The sequence below is a fragment of the Chelativorans salis genome (assembly GCF_025336525.1).
In the GTDB taxonomy this organism is placed as follows: Bacteria; Pseudomonadota; Alphaproteobacteria; order Rhizobiales; family Rhizobiaceae; genus Chelativorans; species Chelativorans salis.
The window spans coordinates 129,388-146,424 of the sequence record NZ_JAOCZP010000003.1 but is presented as its reverse complement, the minus strand read 5'-3'; the positions used below and the strand labels follow the sequence as shown (position 1 = coordinate 146,424).

Below are 17,037 nucleotides of genomic sequence, written 5' to 3'. Positions count from 1 at the left end.
CAGTGCCTCCACAACGGTCCGGCGCAGGCAACAGGAGCGAGGGCGGGATGGAATTGCCGGCTGGTGAAGTTGCGGCCTTTGCGCTGGCCGTTACGGCTTCCGGCGCGGTGGCGGGACTTATGGCCGGCATTTTCGGCATTGGCGGCGGCGCCATCCTCGTGCCTGTCTTCTATCAGGTGTTCGGGCTCTTAGGCGTCGACGACCTTGTGCGCATGCACCTCTCCGTCGGCTCCTCGCTCGCCATCATCGTGCCCACGTCGCTGCGCTCCTGCCGCGCTCATGTCCTGCGCGGTGCGGTGGACATGAAGCTGTTGCGCAGCTTTGTCGTTGCTGTGCCGGCTGGCGTTGTTGCCGCCTCGCTGACAGCCGCCTTCATCTCCAGCGCGGGCTTGCGCGCCGTCTTTGCCGTGATCCTGTTCCTGGTCGGCCTCAAGCTCCTGTTCAACCGACGGGGCTGGCGTATCGGCGATACCATTCCCGGCAATCCCGTACGCTCGCTCGTCGGCTTTTTCATCGGCTATCTGTCGACGTTGATGGGCATTGGCGGCGGCATTCTCAACAACACGTTCATGACGCTCTTCGGCCGGCCCATACACCAGGCGGTGGCCACCTCCTCAGGCGTCGGTGTTCTGATCTCTGTTCCCGGCTTCCTGGGTTACATCTGGGCCGGTTGGGGCCTGCCGCAATTGCCTGTTGCCTCGACCGGCTATGTCAACTGGATCGCCGTTATACTCGTCATCCCCGTCACGCTCCTCGTTGCCCCGCTCGGCGTGCGCATTGCCCACGCCCTCAACAAGCGGCACCTCGAGATCGCGTTCGGTCTCTTCGCACTGTTCGTGTCGGCCCGCTTCGCCTGGAGCCTTCTTTAGCTGGAGCAATTCCAGGAAAAGTGGAAACCGGTTTTCCGTCCGGAATTGCGACTGCGACAAAACAATGGGTTAGATCGGAACGATGATCCGATCTAGTCGCGCAGGATCAGGCGGTCGCCGCGCATTTCGAAGCCAGACAGGCTGCTCAGAAACTGCATGCCGAGCAGGCTCTGTTCCAGCCGGCCTGGCTCAGCCACCAGAACCGGCATGTTCGAGCGTTCGATGGGGCCGATGCGTAGCTCATCCAGGCTGGCGCTTGCGGCAAGTGCGCGGCCATTGGCCGTCATGACGGGAGTGGTGAAATGAAGATCTTCCGCCGCGATGCCGACCCGCTCGGCGTCCGCCGCCGTCAGCACCGTTGCCGAGGCGCCGGTATCGACCAGCGCCCGAACGGTGGTGCCGTTCACCTGCATGCGCACCTCGAAATGGCCGTTGGAAGACTTGTCCAGCATCACTGCATGCCCTTCGGAACCGGCGACCGTCATCGGGCTGCCGGGGACGAGGCCTGCTGTCAGTCGGCTTGCCACGTCCTGCAGCTCGTAGCGGTACTGGTAACCCGTCGTCAGGACCAAAAGAATAAGAAGCCAGTAGGCGAGATCGCGCGCCACGGCGGAAAAGCGCATCCCAGAGCCGACGATGCCGACGGTGAGGACGGCCACCCAAAGCCCGAGATAGAGCACCGAGGCAAAGGCGTTGTTTTCGATGCCGAAGACCTGGCCGTTCTCGTGGTTGGCGATAAGCAGAACGAGGCCTGCGGCCATGACGGCGATGATGATCCAGAAGAGCCGCATACGACCTATCCCGCCTTTCCGGCGCGCTCACGCGCCAACCGTGCCCGCCGCGTCTCGCGCCGAGGCTTACGCTCAATAGTGTCCAGCCGCGCCGGCAATGCCTGCATGACCGCGCGCCGCTCGGCCGGCGTCATGGAAAGCCAAGCGCCGATCTCGGCGCGCGTCCGCCCGCAGCCGAAGCAATAGCCGGTCGCCTCGTCGACCGAGCAGACGAGAATACAGGGGGATTCGATTGCGTCCATCACCGCCTTCCTGTCGTTGGTTCCACATGGGGGTGTCCGGCGGCGAACGCAAGCCTGTCCCGGACCGCCATTGCCAGCGACCGCCCTGCGCTCTATGCCACGGCCGACTGCAGGAGAAAGCGACTATGACGACAAGCGGACTTCCCTTCGACGACATCCGCAACCTTGCCAGCCAATTGCCCGGCCTGAACGAGGCGGCGGCAGGGTATGTGCGCGGGCATTTGTCGGGAGAGGGCGGGGAGCGCGCGCTCGGCCGGCTGGAGACGCTGGCGGCGTGGTTGGCCGCGGTGACGGGCCGTGCGCCGGCACGGGTGGCGAGGCCAGCAGTTGCGCTCTTCGCTGCCTCTCACGGTATCGCGCGCCATCTGGGCACCGGCGACCCGGTGGCGGAGGCGCGGGGCAGGGTGGAGGCCATCGCCTCTGGTGCTGCTCCCGTCAGCCACCTCTGCGCGGCCGGGGATCTCGGTCTCAACGTCTTCGATCTCGCGCTCGACCTGCCGGTGGGCGATATCACCGAGGCGCCCGCGCTCGACGAGCGCGCGGCAGCCGCCACTATGGCTTTCGGAATGGAGGCGGTGGCCCTCGGCGCCGATCTCCTATGCCTGGGTGCGGTGGGCGGCGCTGCCGATCTTTCGGCCATGGCCGTACTGAGCGCGCTTCAGAAGGGCGGAGCGGAGGAATGGACGGAGGCGGGGGAGGAGGCTGCGGTGCTACTTGGCAAGGCGCTGCGCACCCATGAGGGGCATCTCGGAGATCCACTAGAGGTGGTGCGCCGGCTCGGTGGGCGCGAGATCGCCGCGCTTGCCGGTGCCATCCTGGCGGCGCGCACGCAGAAGGTGGCGGTCATCCTCGATGGGCTTGCGGCAACGGCCGCAGCGGCCGTGCTCCATACGCTCAATCCGACTGCGCTCGACCATTGCCTGCTTGCAGACACGCGAAGCGAGCAGCACCGCAAGGCGGCGGAAAGAAGCGGCCTGCGGCCGCTCCTGGACCTCGGCACCAATGGGCATGACGGCATCGGTGCCGTGCTCGCCGCGGGGCTGGTGAAGGCGGCGGGGGAACTCGGCGCCGGCATGGCGGAGGTAAAGGCGCGCACGGGATGACGTGTATCAGGCGCTCGCGCGCTTGCGCATCGCCTGCAGTGTGGGGATGGCCGGCAATTCCTCCATCACGCGTCCCGGCGGGAAGGCAACGATCGCCTCCGTTCCCTTGCGCAGCGTTGACTTCAATTCCAGCATGCCGCCATGCAGCTTCGCCAGGCCCTGCACGATGGGCAGGCCAAGGCCGGTGCCTTGCTCGGCGCTCTTGATGGCGATGGAACCTTGGCCGAAGGCTGCCAGCACCACCGGCAGTTCGTCCTCGGGAATGCCCGGTCCGTTGTCCCGCACGGCCACATACTGCCCGCCGCCCGCCGTCCAGCCGACCCGCACACGGATTTCGCCGCCAGAAGGGGTGAACTTGACGGCATTGGACAGGAGATTAAGGGTGATCTGGCGCACTGCGCGCTCATCCGCCAGAAGCAGCGGCAATGTCGGCTCGGCCTGCTGTTCAATTCGAATGTCCTTGGCGCGCGCTCTCAGCTCCATCATGCGGCAGCATTCCTGCACCACATCTACGAGCTCCAGCGGCTCCTCGTTCAACTGATAGCGACCTGCCTCGATGCGCGAAAGATCGAGAATTTCGTTGATGAGATCGAGTAGGTGCTGGCCTGATTCGTGCACGTCCTTTGCATATTCGCGGTAGGTGTCGTTTTCGATCCGCCCCAACACTTCCTTGGCCATCACCTCCGAGAAACCGAGAATGGCGTTGAGCGGCGTGCGCAGTTCGTGGCTCATGGAGGCGAGGAAGCGGGACTTTGCCAAGTTGGCTTCTTCGGCGCGCCGGCGCGCCTCGTCTGACATGGCCTTGGCGGTCTCCAGTTCGGCAATCAGCGCATCCTTCTCGCTGCGGAAGGACAAGAGCTGCACCGAGGCCCGGTTCCGCAGATGGGCGACGTAGGAAAAGAAGGGCAGGGAGAGGATCAGAAGCGCCGCCATGATCGGCTCTACATCAAGCGGCATTCGTACATAGAGCACCGCGTAGAACGCCACGGGCAGGGCAAAGGTCGAAAGCAGAGCACCGCGTAGGGAGGCGGCGACGAGGGCGGTGGCGGCGATCGTCATCAGGAGAATGATGGCCATGACGACGGGGATGTGGTCGAGCCCGCACGCCGCGCACTCGAGGGAAACGAAATAAGCCCAGCTTATACCGCTTGCGAAGTGTAGAAGCAGGAACTGCCGGGCAAGGGCCTTCTCGTCCATCTCGGCCAGGGGCAGCGCGTCCACCCGCCGTGCAAAAAGATAAAGCGCGGCATAGCCGGCGGCCGTGACGAGAATCCAAATGAATATCTCGCGCTCCATGCCCGCGGCAAAACCCATCAGCCCGACGACGAAGACGAGAAGAAGCACCGCCGGCGTGCAGCTGATGATCGCCGCTGCGTGAATTTTCAGCATTTCGCGGTCGAAGGCGGGATTGCCTACCGTTTGCGACAGGCGCTCGCGCGTGCGACGTACAGCGCGAGCCACATCGCTGTTGCGGTGTGGCTTTCTGCGGTCGACAATGAACTTGTCCACCGTATAGCTTCTGTCGCGCGCCATCGCGTGCTTCGTTCCCGCCGTTTACGAACCAAACCTATGTCCGAATGATTAAGAGACCCTTCAACGCATGAGTGTATGGCGACGCCGTAGACGCGGCTGGGGGCGGACAAGCCGTGCGCGCCGCTATGGGGATTGGGCGCTCGCGCTGGCGGTCCTGGCTCTCCTAACGCTCACGGCAGCACGGCTCGACCGGGTGGCGACACGGCAGGTGGCCGGTGCCGTGACGCTTTCCGACGGCGATAGCCTGTGGCTCGCCGGCGAGCCTGTCCGCTTGCGCGGTATCGATGCGCCGGAACTGTCCCAGGAATGCAGCCGCGACGGCCGTGCCTATCCCTGCGGGCGGCGCGCGCGGCAGGCGCTGGCGGAGCTGACCGACGGTCTGGCCGTCAGCTGCGAAGGCTGGGAGCGCGACCGCTACGGCCGACTTCTGGCGCGCTGCGCGGCAGGCGGACGCGATCTCGGCCAGGCGATGGTGGAATTGGGCTGGGCGATCTCCTACGGTGACTATCGCGGAGCCGAGGCGGAGGCGCGCGGCGCCGGCCGGGGCTTGTGGGCCGGCACCTTTCGGACGCCGCACGACTGGCGTGCCGACCGGCGGAGCATCGACGAGGTGCCGCACGACTGGATCGGCCAGGCCCTGAACTTTCTGCGGCAGCTCCTCTGGGGGCAGGATGTCGCGTGAATCTGTGTGAAGGAGGAAGCAGCGATGAGGCTTTTCGACGGGGGCAGGGCGCCCAACCCGCGGCGGGTGCGGATATTCCTGGCCGAGAAGAGCATCGAGGTGCCGCTGGTGCCGGTGGACATGGGCGCCATGGAGCATCGTGACGAGACCGTTGCCCGCCTCAACCCGCTGAGGCGCCTGCCCGTGCTCGAGCTCGACGACGGTACGGTGCTGACCGAATCCGTCGCCATCTGCCGCTACTTCGAGGAGTTGCATCCCGAGCCGGCACTTTTCGGAAAAGATGCGCTCGGCCGGGCTCTGGTAGAGATGTGGCAGCGCCGCGTCGAGCTTGGTCTTTTCATGAGCGTCGCTGCGGCTTTCCGCCACCTGCATCCGGCGATGAAAGAGTGGGAGGTTCCGCAGGTGCCCGAATGGGGTGAAGCGAACAAACCCAAGGCGGTCGAGTTCATGCGTTTCCTCGACGGCGAGTTGGCGACCCGTCCTTTTATTGCCGGCGACGAGTTCTCTGTCGCCGACATCACCGGCCTCGTCGCCATCCAGTTCATGAAGCCGGCCCGCATTGAAATGCCGGCGGACCTCCACCACCTGAGACGCTGGTACGACGACGTCGCCGCGAGGCCCAGCGCGGCGGCATAGCGGCCGCCTAAGGGCGGCCTCGGAACGGCATCCTCATGACCGATACGCTGCAAGCCCTGTTGCAGGAGATTCGCGCCTGCCGGCTGTGCCGGGAGAGCCCCCACGGCACGCCGTTGCCCCACGAGCCACGCCCGGTAGTGACCGGCTCGCGCACCGCCCGCATTCTGATCGCCGGCCAGGCGCCGGGGACGCGCGTGCATGCCTCCGGCCTGCCCTTCGACGACCGCTCCGGCGACCGCCTGCGCGACTGGCTGGGTGTGAACCGGGAAGAGTTCTACGACCCGCAGCGCTTCGCCATTGCACCCATGGGCTTCTGCTTTCCCGGCTACGACGCGAAAGGCAGCGACCTGTCGCCGCGCCGCGAATGCGCGCCGGCCTGGCGCGCCCGCCTGATGGCCACCATGCCGCAGATCGAATTGGTCCTGGCCATCGGCCAGTATGCACAGGCGTGGCATCTGGGCGACCTACACCGCAAGGGCGTGACGGAGACGGTGGGCGATTGGAAGACGATTTTCGCCGCTTGGGAGCATCCACGCCTCCTGCCGCTGCCACATCCGTCCTGGCGCAATACCGCTTGGCTGAAGAAAAATCCGTGGTTTGAGCAGGAGTTGCTGCCTGTTCTTAAGGAGGAAGTGAAGGCGAAGACGTGACCGTATCCCTTCTTTGTGAAGGGGATTGCAATCAAGGTTGAGAAAATTTTTCTTGAATCCGCCCGCAGATTCCCCCACGATTGGAAAAAATTTCCACTTGGAGATTCCATCATGGACCGTCTCGACCGCAAGATCCTGCGCCTCCTGCAGGAGAACTCCACCCTTGCCGTGGCCGACATCGCCAAGAAGGTGGGCCTGTCGACGACGCCGTGCTGGCGGCGCATCCAGAAGCTGGAGGAAGAGGGCGTCATCCGCCGCCGGGTGGCCATCCTCGACCCGGTCAAGGTCAACGCCCGCGTCACGGTCTTCGTGTCGATCCGCACCAACGCCCACAGCCACGAGTGGCTGCGCCGCTTTGCCGAGGTCATCAAGGAGTTTCCGGAGGTGGTCGAGTTCTACCGCATGAGCGGCGAGGTCGATTATCTCCTGCGCGTCGTGGTGCCCGATATCGCCGCCTATGACGCCTTCTACAAAAAGCTCATCTCCAAGATCGAGATCCGCGACGTCTCCTCCTCCTTCGCCATGGAGCAGATCAAGTACACGACCGAGCTGCCGCTCGATTATCTGGTGCTCGATAAGGAGGCTGCGCACGCGGCGGCGTGAGCGCCTGCTTATTTGCCCTGCTCGCGGTTCCCAAGAAAGCTCCACGGGGTCGGCGGGCGGGATTCCTCTACGAAGTCCGCATTGGCCACCTGAGCCATGCTCATACGGTAGCCGGATTCGATCACGGCCACGCCGTCGAGGATGAAAAGCTGGGTCTTCTCCAGGCCCGCCGTCAGAGTGCCGGTCACCGAGACAGGCTCGTAGTTCATGCTGAGCCGGTACGGCTCCTCGGGCACGACACGAACCACCTGGGACGGCGGCGGCTGGACCATATGGCTGCAGGCGCCGCTCCGTTGCACCAGCATGAAGGCGTAGACCAGCTCGCCCTCCCGGTCGGCGGGAAGGAGATAGCCGGAAAGCTCCACCGTCTTGCCGTCGAGTGCGGTGGAAAGGGCGATCTCCCGGGGCTTTGCGGAGGGCGTGGGGCGGATTTTTTGCGGGGCGAGAGGCGCATGGCCCTCGGGGAGCAGGTCCCGCCAGCCGATCTTCAGGCTTTCCGCAGCAGTGGTTGCGGGCAGGAGAAGACTGCCCACCGCAACCGTGAAAAGAACCCCGACCCGCATTGTCACCGCCGCTTTCAGTGAGCCACCGAGAAAATAAACTCTGGGCGCTTCGACTGGTCAAGGCAAGGCCGTTCTGAAGATGGTTGGGCGCTGGCGCGGATCTGTGGTGATCGGGGCTTTTCCTTCGGTTCTTCGATGCTTCGGCAAGCTCATCCTTCGATCCTTCGACAGGCTCCCCCTTCGACAAGCTCAGGGTGAGGACAGGCGTGCGCCATCATTGCCACGCCCGCTGCTCGCGTCTGGCCATTTCAAAGAACCCACCTTCGGGAAGGCTCCCTTGAGGTGGTGGGAAGACGGGCGGCCAAAATGTCGCCAGTCTAAATTTTTTTCAGCGACCTCTCGGCCGCCCGTCCGGCGATTTCCGTCTCCGCCCGTTCCGCTTCCAGGGAGTGGATTGTGGAAGGTTTTTGCCTTCCGCGACGGGGGTGGCCCTTCGACCCGCTCGGGGCTGCCACGTTGCCCGTCATTCCTCCGCTCCCCTTTAAAGTGCACCGTCCGGCACGCGCCGCCCGTAGTGGCGGCAGGGGAACCCTTGGGCGGAGCCTCCCCGGGCCGGCCGCCACGTTAGCGGCCCGCCGGAGGCGCCGACCCCTCCCCACGAGACCGCCGTCGCGATCCGCGTTCCCGCGGGAGGGACGGGACCATGATAGGGGCGGCCTGGGCAGGGGGCGTATTTTCGTGCGAAAAAAGTTTGCAGATTCTAGGAGATCAATGGGTTGGCGGGTAATCGGGTCGAAATTTATCCCCCGCTTGTCCAGTAGCCGCGCCTTTGGCCGGAAGGGCTGTGGAGTTCCTCCAAACATGCGTCATCCCGGCCAAGGGAGCAAAGCGCGAACCCTCCCAATGCCTACTTCTCCAGCCGCGCCAGCAGCGAGGAGGTATCCCAGCGTTTGCCGCCCATCTCCTGCACTTCCTTGTAGAACTGGTCGACCAGCGCCGTCACCGGCAGCTTGGCGCCGTTGTCGTTGGCCTCGGCAAGACAGATGCCCAGGTCCTTGCGCATCCAATCGACGGCGAAGCCGAAGCCGTATTCGCCGGCGTTCATGGTCTTGTAGCGGTTCTCCATCTGCCAGGAGCCGGCCGCCCCCTTGGAGATCACCTCGATCACCTTCTCGATGTCGAGGCCGGCCTTCTTGCCGAAGTGAATGCCTTCAGACAGCCCCTGCACGAGGCCGGCGATGCAGATCTGGTTGACCATCTTGGTGAGCTGCCCGGCACCCGCGGGCCCCATCAGCCCGACCATGCGCGCATAGGCGTCGATCACCGGCTTGGCCTTGTCGAAGGTGCCTTGCTCGCCGCCGCACATCACCGTCAGAACGCCGTTTTCCGCGCCGGCCTGGCCGCCGGAGACCGGCGCGTCGATGAAGCCGAAACCGCGGCTTTCCGCTTCCGCCGCCAGCTCGCGCGCAACGAGAGCCGAGGCCGTCGTGTTGTCGATGAAGATGGCGCCTGCCTTCATGGCCTGGAAGGCGCCGTCCCCGCCCAGCGCGACGGCGCGCAGGTCGTCGTCGTTGCCGACGCAGGAGAAGACAAAGTCCTTGTCGCGGGCGGCCTCGGCCGGCGTCTGGGCCATAGCCCCGCCATGTTCGGCCACCCATTTCTCCGCCTTGGCAATCGTGCGGTTGTAGACGGTCACCTCGTGGCCTCCGCGCTCCTTCAGATGCGCGGCCATGGGATAGCCCATCACACCAAGTCCGATGAATGCAACATTCGCCATTCGGCTCGTTCCTCCGCTTGTTCCGGGGTGGTATTGGATAGTCTCAGGGTTTACCGGCGAAGATGCCGTGTCAACCGCCGCTCGATGCGGTCGATCGTCATGCGCAGCATTTCCACTATGCCCAGATAGATCAGTGCTGCCCAGATATAGGTCTGGAAGTCGAAGGTGCGTGAATAGGCCCGCCGCGTCTCGCCCATCAGATCGTAGACGGTGATGATGGCGACGATGGCCGAGCCCTTGATCATCAGGATGATCTCGTTGCCGTAGGGGCGCAGCGCCACGAGGGCGGCCTGGGGAATGATGATCTTGTAGACGGTCTGCAGGCGCGAGAGGCCGAGTGCTGACGCCGCCTCCCATTGGCCGCGGCCGACGCTTTCGATGGCGCCGCGCAGGATTTCCGCCTGATAGGCGGCGGTGTTGAGCGAGAAGGTGAAGATGGCGCAGTACCAGGCCTCGCGGAAGAACCACCACAGGCCGACCGACTCCAACTCCGGCCGGAGGGAGCCGAGGCCGTAATAGACGAGGAAGGTTTGCGCGAGCAGCGGCGTGCCGCGGAAGAAATAGACGTAGGTATAGGCGAGGACCCCGATGATGCGGCTTTTCGAGCGGCGGCCGAGGGCGATGGGCACGGACAGCACCGCGCCCGCCAGCACCGAGATGGCGACGAGCTCGACCGTCACCAGCAGACCGGACAGATAGCGCGGAGCATAGCGGGTGAAGAGCTCGACATTCCAGGAAGCGAGAAGGAAGAGCACGGTGCCGATGCCGACGAGCGCCCACACCCCGAGCAGGACGATGCCCGTCACGCGTGCCCGGGTCAGGCCTCTTGCAGGCGGGGGAGGCGGCAGCACCTCGGCTCCGCCGCGCGCCGGCAGGCCAGGAGCGCCGATGGCGGAAGGAGGCTCGCTCATCGCGCAGCCCCGCTAGCGGAAACCCGCCGTTCCACGGCCGAAAGCGCCACCGAAGAGATGAGCGCGAGAACGAGGTAGAGCAGGCATGCCGTCCCATAGAAGAGAAAGGCTTCGCCCGTGGTGCGGGAGGCGATGCCGGTCTGGCGCAGAATGTCGGAAAGGCCGATGATGGAGACGAGCGCGGTTTCCTTGAGGAGGATCAGCCAAAGATTGGAAAGGCCGGGCAGGGCGATGCGGATGAGCTGCGGCAGGATCACGAGCCGCATGGTGCGCCGGCGCGACAGGCCGAGCGCATGGGCGCCCTCGTACTGGCCGTGCGGAATGGCGTTGAAGGCCGCCGCGAATACCTCGCTGGCATAGGCGGAGAACACCGCGCCGAGGGCCACCATGCCGGCCGCGAAGGCGTTGATCTCGATATAGGTCTCCCCACCTGCCGCCTTTACGACCTGCTGAATGGCGATCTGTGCGCCGTAATAGACCAGGAACAGCGTCAGAAGCTCGGGCAGGCCGCGAAAGATCGTGGTGAAAATGTTGGCCGACAGGCGCAATGTCGGCTCGGCGGAGCGTTTTCCGAGCGCCACGACGAAGCCCAGCGCAAGGCCGAGCGGCAGGGTTGCCAGCGCAAGGCTCACCGTCACCGCAACGCCGGAAGCGATGTCGTCTCCCCAGCCTTCAGGGCCGAAACTGAGTAGCGCGGTATAGTCCACGACCTCAACCTGCGTCCGGACGGCGGCTCAATAGAGGCCGGAACGGCGCTGCGGTGCGAAGCTGGATGCGGGAGACGGTCCCGCATCCAGCCGGCGCGCTTACTCGCCGTAGATGTCGAACGGGAAGTACTTCTCGTTGATTTCCGCGTAGGTCCCGTTCTTGCGGATGGCGTCGATCGCCGCGTTGAACCTCTCGACGAGCTCCGTCTCGCCCTCGCGGACGGCGATGCCGATCACGTCATCACTGCTGACCGTCTCGCCCTTGAATTCGCAGCAGGAACCGTCCTCGCTGTTGACCCATTCGTACTGGACGCCGAAATCGGCGAGCACGGCCTCGACACGCCCATTGCTCAGATCCGCCCAGGCCTCGATCTGCGAGGGATAGGCCCTGAGCTCGGCATTCGGATAGTTCTCTTCGACAAATTCGGCGGCGATGGTGCCGGACTGTACGCCGACAGCCTTGCCCTCGACGTTGCTCGGGTCGAACTCGGCCTCCTTCGGCGCCACGAACACCAGCGAGTTCGTGTAGTAGGGCTTGGTGAAATCGACCTGCTCGTCGCGCTCCGGCGTGATCGACATCGAGGCAATGATGGCGTCGAACTTGCCGGCCTGCAGCGCCGGGATGATGCCGTCCCAATCCTGGGTGACGAACTCGCACTCGGCACCCATCTCCTCGCACAGCGCACGCGCGATGTCGATGTCGAAGCCTTCGAGCTCGCCGCTGGCGGTGAGATTATTGAAGGGCGGATAGGCGCCTTCGGTGCCGATCCGGAGCTTCTCCTGTGCCGTGGCTCCGCCGATCGTCAGCGCCAGTGCGGCTGCCGAAAGACCAAGTGCAATATGCCTTGTGATACGCATAAGTGTTCCTCTCTGTCGCGTTCTTGCCCCGTATTTTCCTTTGTAAAGAACAGGGCTTGGGCCGATACTCCCATCCTTTGCAATAAAATTGCAAGCGACAAAACCGTGTAATCGGCAGGGATTCATTCCTAGATAATGCCGAGATGCCGGACGATGAAGTCGGCGATTCCTTCGATGTCGTCGAGGGCGAAAAGCGGTAGGCTTACTCCCTCTTCTGGGCTGTCGCTGGCGACGGCGACGACCCCCGGCACCGCGCCGGCAAGCGGCGTCCGGTCAAGGGCATCAAGGCGGCGGCACTCTATCTTCGGATGCGGTTCGCGCTTGTAACCCTCGACCAACACCACGTCGGAGGGCGAAAGCCGGTCGAGGATGTCAGTGAGCGACGGTTCGTCCTCGCCGCGCAACTCATGCATGAGCGCCCAGCGACGGCCGGAGACGATGGCGGTTTCCGTCGCGCCGGCCTCGCGGTGGCGGAAGGAATCGGTGCCTGGCTGGTCGACCTCGAAGCTGTGATGCGCGTGCTTCACCGTGGCGACCTTCAGCCCGCGTTCGGCCAAGGCGGCGGTAAGCCGCACGGTCAGTGTCGTCTTGCCGGAATTCTTCCAGCCGGTGATGCCGAAGACGCGCTCTGTCATATCGCACACATTATGTCACAATTCGCCGGCCTGGCGGGCGACATAGATGACATAGAAAGTGGAGACGACCGCGCAAAGGGAAGAAAGGAACATGACGAAGAGCAGCGGGTAGGGGCCGGACTGCATCGTCAGGAAAGCGCCGGCCAACACGGAGAGAGCCGCCCCGCCGCCGATCTGTAAGGCTCCGCCGAGCCCCGAGGCCGAACCCGCCAGATGTGGCCGCACGCTGACGACGCCGGCATTGGCGCTGGGCAGCGAGATGCCGTTGCCCATGCCGACGAAGAAGGTGGGGCCGAAGAGCGATAGCGGATGAAAATAGCCGAGCCAGAAGAGAAGGATGGAAAGAGCCGTGCCGGCGACGGCGATGAGATTTCCGGTGAGCATCATGCGGTTGACGCCGATGGCGCGCGAATAGCGCCCGGACAGGAAGTTGCCGAGCGCATAGCCGACTGTGATGACGGCGAAATACAGGCCGTAGGAGGAGGGCGACAGGCCGAGAAGCCTTGTCGCCACGAAGGGCCCGCCGCCGAGAAAGGCGAAGAAGGCGCCGGAGGTGAAGGCGGCGGCGGACGAATAGCCCCAGAAGCGGCGCGAGCGGAAGAGCTCGGGATAGGTCCTGATCTGACCCGTCATGCTGGCGGAGCGGTGGGTGTTGGTCTCACCGAGGTCGAGATAGACGACGATGAAGGCCACGATGCCGCAGGCGAGCATGAGCTGGAAGGTGGCTTGCCAGCCGTAAAGCTCATCGAGGATGCCACCGATGACCGGCCCGACCATCGGCGCCACCGTCATGCCCATGGTGATGTAGCCGATGCGGCTGGCCGCCTCGTCGGTGCCGACCGTATCGCGCACGATGGCGCGCGCCAGCACCATGCCGGCGGCGGCGAAGGCCTGGAAGAGGCGGCACAGCAGCAACAATTCGATGGTGGGCGCATATATGGCCGCGAACGTGCTGAGGATGAAAACGGCGAAGGAGAACAGCATCACCGGGCGGCGGCCGAAACGGTCCGAGGCCGGGCCGATGCCCAATTGCAAGATAGCGGTGGCTGCCAGGTAGAGCGATACGGCAAGCTGGACGATGCCGTAGTCCGCCTGGAAATAGGTGGCCATGCCGGGCAGCGATGGCAGGAAGAGGTTCATCGCGATCGCTGCCGTGCCCGCCGCCGTGACGAGCGTCAGGATATGGGGCGGTGTGGTGCTGTCGAACGGTCGCACGGTTGTCATCTCTGCAATCACTTCTTCGGCAATGTCACTGCGCGCCGGCGGTCGCCGCCCAGCGCTCCTTCTTCACCTCATGTTCCCTCGGGTGCCATGCCGGGCCCGGTGCTCTCGGCGATCAGCTTCCTCCGACCCACGACCTGCTCGCGGTAGAGCGCGTAGAGGCCCGACGCCACCACGATTGCAGCACCCAGAAGCATCATGCCGTCGGGCACGTCGCCGAAGACGAAGAAGCCGAGCGCAATCGCCCACAAAAGCCCTGTATAGCGGAACGGCGCCAGGAAAGAGATGTCGCCCGTGCGCAAGGCCGTGATGATGAACTGGTAGGCAACGACGAGCGCGACGGCGGCAGCAAAGAGGCTCGCCGTGGACGATAGGGTGAGCGGCGCCCAGCCGCCGAGCGGCAGGACGAGAATGCCGCCGCAGGCCATGACGGCGAAAGAGGTGGCGGCGGAGACGAGCGCCGTCGGCGTGTTGGCCGGAATGCGCCGCGTCGCCAGATCACGCACGATGCAGAAGCCCACTGTCGCAACCGCCAGGAGCGACCACATACTGAAGCCCGCGAAGCCGGGGCGCACGATAATGAGCACGCCGAGGAAGCCGGCGAAGATCGCGCTCCAGCGGCGCCAGCCGACGGGCTCGGAGAAGACCAGCGCAGCACCCATCGTCACGCCGAGCGGCAGCGCCTGGAGGACGGCGTGCACATTGGCGATCGGCAGGTTGAAGAGCGCCAGGAGAAAAGTGATCGTGGCGCCGACCTCGCACACGACACGGATCACCACGCTTTTCTGCTTAAGCAGGGCGGGCTGTCCGAACGTGCCGTTGCGGAACATCAGAAGAACGAGAAGCGCGGTGGCGAAAATGCCGCGCAAAAGCATCGCTTGGCCCATATTCATGGATACGGATACGAGTTTCACCAGCGCATCGTTGATCGTGAAGCCGGCCATGGCGATCGACATGAAAAGCGGACCACGCAAAATGGGGGAAAAGGCCACCTCGGCTCCAAAGTTGGATTTCGTAAGCTTGCCTTACGATCCCGGCGTCGGCAACGCAATCGGGCCAGCTTCGGAAAAGATGATGTCAGCCGCCGGTGACGCTCATATGGCGGGAGACGGCGGGGCGTTTCGTCGTGCGGTCGATGACGAAATCGTGGCCCTTGGGCTTGCGGCCGATCGCCTCGTCGATGGCGTTGGAGACGAGTTCATTGCCTTCCGAAGAGCGCAGCGGCGCACGCAGGTCGGCTGCATCCTCCTGACCGAGACACATATAGAGCGTGCCCGTGCAGGTGAGCCGTACGCGGTTGCAGCTTTCGCAGAAATTGTGCGTCAGCGGTGTGATGAAGCCGAGCCGGCCGCCGGTCTCCGTCACCTCGACATAGCGGGCGGGGCCGCCGGTCTTGTAGGGAATGTCGGTCAGTGTGAACCGCTGCTCAAGCCGCGCGCGCAATTCCGACAGGGGCAGATACTGGTCCGTGCGGTCGGCGTCGATCTCGCCCATGGGCATGGTCTCGATCACGGTCATATCCATGCCGCGGCCGTGCGCCCAGCGCAGCATTTCCGGGATCTCGTCCTCGTTGAAGCCCTTGAGCGCGACGGTGTTGATCTTGATCTTCAGCCCCGCAGTTTGCGCCGCCTCGATGCCGTGCATCACCTTGTCGAACACGCCCCAGCGGGTGATGGCGCGGAACTTTTCAGGGTCGAGCGTGTCGAGCGAGACGTTGATGCGCTTGACGCCACAATCGGCAAGCTCGGTGGCGAAGCGGGCAAGCTGAGAGCCGTTGGTGGTCAGCGTCAGTTCGTCCAGCGCGCCCGTTTCCAGGTGCCGCGAAAGCTGGCGCACCAGGTACATGATGTTCTTGCGCACCAGCGGCTCGCCGCCGGTAAGCCGCAGGCGGCGCACGCCCTTTTCGATGAAGACGGCGCACAACCGCTCCAGCTCTTCGAGGCTCAGAAGGTCCCTTTTGGGCAGGAAATGCATGTCCTCGGCCATGCAGTAGACACAACGAAAGTCGCAGCGGTCCGTCACCGATACGCGCAGATAGGTGATCGCGCGGCCGAAGGGGTCGATCATGTCGCCAGCATGGTTCATGCGGTTTTGTCGCCTGTTTGCCTGTCTCTGATGTGGCCACGATAGCAGCAGTTTCAAGCCATCCCGATTAACCTAGCATCCCGCGTCGGTTTCCGGCAATGCGGGTGTTTTGTAAGAAAGCCATGTACTCTAGACAGGCCCAACGTCGTGTAGTAATGGGTGTATGGAGTATATTTAAGTAGGGCTATATTGTTATGGCGAATAATAATTCCGTTTCTGTCAAGAATACTACAATTTTCGATCCCGTTGAATTTGGGAATTCTGCCGTTGAAGCTGCGGGAGGTGTTGGGGGAAACTCAAATGACACCGAAAAGAGCGACGAAGGGTATTCGTCGGGGCTGAATGGTGCAAAGCGCGGAGATGTGAATATTGATTTCGCTGTCTCTACGCCTGATTCAAACGGTACGACTGGCTCCGAGGAGGATAGGCTTGGCCTGCAGGTGAGCGCTACGACTTCTTCGGAAGGCTCGCTTGACTGGAACGTTTCTTCCAATCTCGGTGAACTGACGCCGTTGGGGTCCGAGATGTCGGGCGTCAATGCTGAAACGACCAACGACGGTACCTCCTCAGTGAGCGGTCACGCGACGGTCGTCGGAGAGGAAGCGCTGGGCGCTGCCGACAATGCCGACATTCCTCTCCCACCCCAAGTCGCGGTCTGCCCCCCGTATGCTCCCCAGGTCCGGGTCCCGTACGGCCCGGATGCGGACCAGTCTCCCGCACCCGAGGTGACCGAATTCCGGGTCTCGCTCGGTGTGAAATACGGCCCGGATGCGGACCTGGAGTTTTTAGAGCCGGAGACCGTCACCGATCTGAGCGACGTTACCGTGCAGGAGCATCCCAACAAGTGGTGGTTGTCCGAGCAGCCGGACTACTTCTACCAGATCGACTTCGAGCTCGATGGCGAAAAGATATCGATCCTGATGGGCGACGAAGCCATGCAGGAACTGACGCAATCTCCCGAGAAAGTCAGCGAACTCATTGAGGAACAGTGGCAGGCGCTCGAAGCCATCCGGGAAAGCCAGCCCTCGAATGCCGATGCCGATCAGGTACCGGATTCTTCTGAACAGGCGCCGGAGCTCTCCGAGGAGATCACTCATGACGATCTGTTTTCCGACACGGTGGAGGATACCGATTTCGCGCCCGGGTTCGAGTTTGACGTACTGAGCCCAAGCGATCTCGATCCGTTAGATCTCGACGAAGGCCTTCCCTTCCTCGCCTGAGTGAAGCTCTA

19 protein-coding genes are annotated in these 17,037 nt (G+C 63.9%); 7 read left to right on the top strand and 12 right to left on the bottom strand.

Annotated features, from left to right (window positions below):
* Window positions 1-47: 47 nt before the first annotated feature.
* On the top strand, window positions 48-869 hold the full coding sequence (locus N5A92_RS10900; protein ID WP_260902585.1) for a sulfite exporter TauE/SafE family protein: 822 nt from the start codon (window positions 48-50) through the stop codon (window positions 867-869).
* Window positions 870-961: 92 nt separating this feature from the next.
* Here N5A92_RS10900 and N5A92_RS10895 read toward each other — a convergent pair whose 3' ends face one another.
* Both N5A92_RS10895 and N5A92_RS10890 read right to left on the bottom strand, forming a co-directional pair.
* The gene (locus N5A92_RS10895; protein ID WP_260902584.1) at window positions 962-1,660 is read right to left on the bottom strand and encodes a TIGR02281 family clan AA aspartic protease; all 699 of its coding nucleotides are present in this window, start codon (window positions 1,658-1,660) and stop codon (window positions 962-964) included.
* A gap of 5 nt (window positions 1,661-1,665) precedes the next feature.
* Window positions 1,666-1,893: a DUF1289 domain-containing protein gene (locus N5A92_RS10890; RefSeq protein ID WP_260903567.1), complete on the bottom strand. Its 228-nt coding sequence runs from the start codon at window positions 1,891-1,893 to the stop codon at window positions 1,666-1,668.
* 134 nt (window positions 1,894-2,027) lie between these two features.
* On the opposite strand from N5A92_RS10890, the gene N5A92_RS10885 reads away from it, so the two are divergent.
* Window positions 2,028-3,005: a nicotinate-nucleotide--dimethylbenzimidazole phosphoribosyltransferase gene (locus N5A92_RS10885; RefSeq protein WP_260902583.1), complete on the top strand. Its 978-nt coding sequence runs from the start codon at window positions 2,028-2,030 to the stop codon at window positions 3,003-3,005.
* A gap of 6 nt (window positions 3,006-3,011) precedes the next feature.
* Here N5A92_RS10885 and N5A92_RS10880 read toward each other — a convergent pair whose 3' ends face one another.
* A complete protein-coding gene (locus tag N5A92_RS10880; RefSeq protein WP_260902582.1) occupies window positions 3,012-4,538 on the bottom strand; it encodes a sensor histidine kinase in 1,527 nt (508 codons plus the stop codon).
* Window positions 4,539-4,605: 67 nt separating this feature from the next.
* On the opposite strand from N5A92_RS10880, the gene N5A92_RS10875 reads away from it, so the two are divergent.
* From N5A92_RS10875 to N5A92_RS10860, 4 genes are all read left to right on the top strand, one after another.
* A complete protein-coding gene (locus N5A92_RS10875) occupies window positions 4,606-5,220 on the top strand; it encodes a thermonuclease family protein (RefSeq protein ID WP_260902581.1) in 615 nt (204 codons plus the stop codon).
* 24 nt (window positions 5,221-5,244) lie between these two features.
* The gene (locus N5A92_RS10870; protein WP_260902580.1) at window positions 5,245-5,856 is read left to right on the top strand and encodes a glutathione S-transferase; all 612 of its coding nucleotides are present in this window, start codon (window positions 5,245-5,247) and stop codon (window positions 5,854-5,856) included.
* Window positions 5,857-5,891: 35 nt separating this feature from the next.
* Window positions 5,892-6,506 (top strand): uracil-DNA glycosylase family protein, encoded by a 615-nt coding sequence (locus tag N5A92_RS10865; RefSeq protein ID WP_260902579.1) that lies wholly within the window; start codon window positions 5,892-5,894, stop codon window positions 6,504-6,506.
* 111 nt (window positions 6,507-6,617) lie between these two features.
* Complete coding sequence (locus N5A92_RS10860; RefSeq protein WP_159587918.1) at window positions 6,618-7,109, top strand: Lrp/AsnC family transcriptional regulator; 492 nt, start codon at window positions 6,618-6,620, stop codon at window positions 7,107-7,109.
* Window positions 7,110-7,117: 8 nt separating this feature from the next.
* Here the strand turns inward: N5A92_RS10860 and N5A92_RS10855 are convergent, their stop codons facing one another.
* From N5A92_RS10855 to moaA, 9 genes are all read right to left on the bottom strand, one after another.
* Window positions 7,118-7,672, bottom strand: coding sequence for a DUF3299 domain-containing protein (locus N5A92_RS10855; RefSeq protein WP_260902577.1), 555 nt, complete (start codon window positions 7,670-7,672; stop codon window positions 7,118-7,120).
* Window positions 7,673-8,519: 847 nt separating this feature from the next.
* Complete coding sequence (locus N5A92_RS10850) at window positions 8,520-9,389, bottom strand: NAD(P)-dependent oxidoreductase (RefSeq protein WP_260902576.1); 870 nt, start codon at window positions 9,387-9,389, stop codon at window positions 8,520-8,522.
* Window positions 9,390-9,439: 50 nt separating this feature from the next.
* Entirely contained in the window at window positions 9,440-10,300 is an 861-nt protein-coding gene (locus N5A92_RS10845; protein WP_260902575.1) for an ABC transporter permease, read from the bottom strand.
* Entirely contained in the window at window positions 10,297-11,007 is a 711-nt protein-coding gene (locus N5A92_RS10840; protein ID WP_260902574.1) for an ABC transporter permease, read from the bottom strand. The genes N5A92_RS10845 and N5A92_RS10840 overlap by 4 nt, the downstream gene beginning before the upstream one ends.
* A gap of 99 nt (window positions 11,008-11,106) precedes the next feature.
* On the bottom strand, window positions 11,107-11,865 hold the full coding sequence (locus tag N5A92_RS10835) for an ABC transporter substrate-binding protein (RefSeq protein ID WP_260902573.1): 759 nt from the start codon (window positions 11,863-11,865) through the stop codon (window positions 11,107-11,109).
* A 128-nt stretch (window positions 11,866-11,993) separates the two neighbouring features.
* Window positions 11,994-12,500 (bottom strand): molybdopterin-guanine dinucleotide biosynthesis protein B, encoded by a 507-nt coding sequence (mobB, locus tag N5A92_RS10830; RefSeq protein ID WP_260902572.1) that lies wholly within the window; start codon window positions 12,498-12,500, stop codon window positions 11,994-11,996.
* Window positions 12,501-12,515: 15 nt separating this feature from the next.
* On the bottom strand, window positions 12,516-13,724 hold the full coding sequence (locus tag N5A92_RS10825) for a multidrug effflux MFS transporter (RefSeq protein WP_260902571.1): 1,209 nt from the start codon (window positions 13,722-13,724) through the stop codon (window positions 12,516-12,518).
* Window positions 13,725-13,792: 68 nt separating this feature from the next.
* Window positions 13,793-14,713 carry a DMT family transporter gene (locus tag N5A92_RS10820; protein ID WP_260902570.1) on the bottom strand — a complete coding sequence of 307 codons (921 nt, stop codon included), beginning with the start codon at window positions 14,711-14,713 and terminating at the stop codon, window positions 13,793-13,795.
* Between the two features lie 85 nt (window positions 14,714-14,798).
* A complete protein-coding gene (gene moaA, locus N5A92_RS10815; RefSeq protein ID WP_260902569.1) occupies window positions 14,799-15,806 on the bottom strand; it encodes a GTP 3',8-cyclase MoaA in 1,008 nt (335 codons plus the stop codon).
* 194 nt (window positions 15,807-16,000) lie between these two features.
* Here moaA and N5A92_RS10810 point away from each other — a divergent pair, with 194 nt between their 5' ends.
* Window positions 16,001-17,026: a hypothetical protein gene (locus tag N5A92_RS10810; protein WP_260902568.1), complete on the top strand. Its 1,026-nt coding sequence runs from the start codon at window positions 16,001-16,003 to the stop codon at window positions 17,024-17,026.
* Window positions 17,027-17,037 lie beyond the last annotated feature (11 nt).